This is a genomic window from Acidobacteriota bacterium (assembly GCA_003225175.1).
In the GTDB taxonomy this organism is placed as follows: Bacteria; Acidobacteriota; Terriglobia; order Terriglobales; family Acidobacteriaceae; genus Gp1-AA112.
The window spans coordinates 1-2060 of record QIBA01000229.1; the positions used below are offsets into that span (position 1 = coordinate 1).

Annotated in this window: 1 protein-coding gene; it reads right to left on the reverse strand. The window is 22.0% G+C overall.

Annotated elements, in window-relative coordinates; translation table 11 throughout:
- Positions 1-1684: 1684 nt before the first annotated feature.
- Complete coding sequence (locus DMG62_24855; protein PYY19214.1) at positions 1685-1870, reverse strand: hypothetical protein; 186 nt, start codon at positions 1868-1870, stop codon at positions 1685-1687.
- Between the last annotated feature and the right edge of the window lie 190 nt (positions 1871-2060).

Below are 2060 nucleotides of genomic sequence, written 5' to 3' on the forward strand. Positions count from 1 at the left end.
TAATTTATTTAAATCTTTTTAGAATATTCAAAATATTATCCCTTATATTGATATAATTTTTGAAGGAGTGGATAATAATACTAAAACCCATTTATCATTGATTAATAATATGTTTGTGAGTGTTAAGTATATATCTTAAAAACCTCGATATAATAATTGACACATTTATATACTTATTATTTAGAGCAAAACAAATATATTATCTTCAAAAAGTATTGAAAATATTGAATTAATTAATGAGGTAAATAAATAAATTCTAATAAGTTCAAACGATTATTAAATTAACATCTTATTTATTTATAGAATTTATCAAATCTAGAAGTAATTACTTCAGATTCTTTGAAAAAACAAAATGAACTTCAAAATAGTATGGAAAATACAACTTCTGATATAAGAAATTTTTTAAATATTACGAAAAATGAAATCAAGGAATTTACCACATTTACTAAATTAGAAATTTTTGAAGTCACGAAGTTGTTTAGCTCGATTATAAATATGGCTTATCGTTATGTATTAAATGATCGTATGTTATTAAAATTTAATTATACGACCTTCCATGGTAGCATAGATTAATTTATTGGTCTTTTTTTTTATAGATATAAAAAATATATTGATTTATATTGCAATTTCATCTATATCATATATATTTGGAATGGAGATATTTGCAGCAGGTATTTCTATATTATTTTATTTTAAGTTATTTTACATTTAAATTATTAAATTATCGTTTATTGTATAGGTCAAATGTTTGCCTTATGTTGCTTATACGAAATTAACAATCTTATTACGCATATAATTTTTATGGTATCTAAATTTATATATACTGTATTTAGTAAAATATTTATTTCTAATTTCTAACTAAAAATTATCATATAGTTTTTAGGTGCAATAATTTCTCAATATGATTTAAAATCAAAAGGTACACTAGGATGGCAAAAATATTTGATATTGGCTTTTATAATTATAAATGTGCTTGTATATCACCAAACAGTGATATATGCACCTCAATTTACATAGCTGATAGTGCGGCGTAAATGACGTAAATGAATATGACATAGTATTAGATTTCTTTTTTTTTGGACTCAATGCGTACTTTCTAGGTATTGCTTTTAGATAAAATGGTTCTTATCATTTTGATATAATATAAAAGGAGAAGTGAGTGAGAGTGAAGTAGAAATCATAACAGACAAGAATAGTGATCAATTATATAAATTAGATAGATTATTATTATGATTAATAGTGATAATACTAATGATAAAAAAAAATTTAATTAGAAATTCATCATTAGATTGTTCTTTTTCAAGTAATAAAAGCAATGTAGAATCAAATTCATTCTTATCTTTTTATTCTTATTCGCATTTTAATTCAAAATTCTTTTTCTTATAAAAATCATTCATTTTAATAAAGATTCTTTTGTATTGGAAATCTTGCAATATAAATATTACTTTATTATTATAATTTATATACTTTTTATGCTCTTACAATGATAAGAGTGTGGGAATATCAGAATAAACTTTAAATATTACAGCATGAATTTAATCTTTTGAAAAAATATAACGAGTTATATATAGATGAACTACAAAATGACATCTTTAAAACAGCGAGAGTTATTGTCGTTTATTGTTCTACATGTCAAAGATGTAGACCCTTTCAGGAATATGTAGTAAATAATAACTTAGAATTGTTATTTATACAGCGTGATAATAATAATTGATTTTTTTTTATAAATATAATTCTTTGAGAATAGAACTTTTAATTCATTAATCATGTCTAGTCTAATCAAAATCTTTAGAATTTTGATTTCTTCTTGTATCGAAGATATTTTATTTGTCATATTTTTTTTTTTAAAAAAAAAAATTATCACAATCATTATGGTGATACTGGGTGTGAGCTAAATATTTTTTCCTTTCTCTCCCGAAAAAAATATATTAAAAACAAAAAGAAGTAGTAGTAGTAACGGGTAACAATAATAATTATTTTTTACTTCGTATAGGATAGACGAGAAAATACTACCTTTTTACTTTAAATGGATTTAAAAAAATTTATAGTTGCGTAGGAGG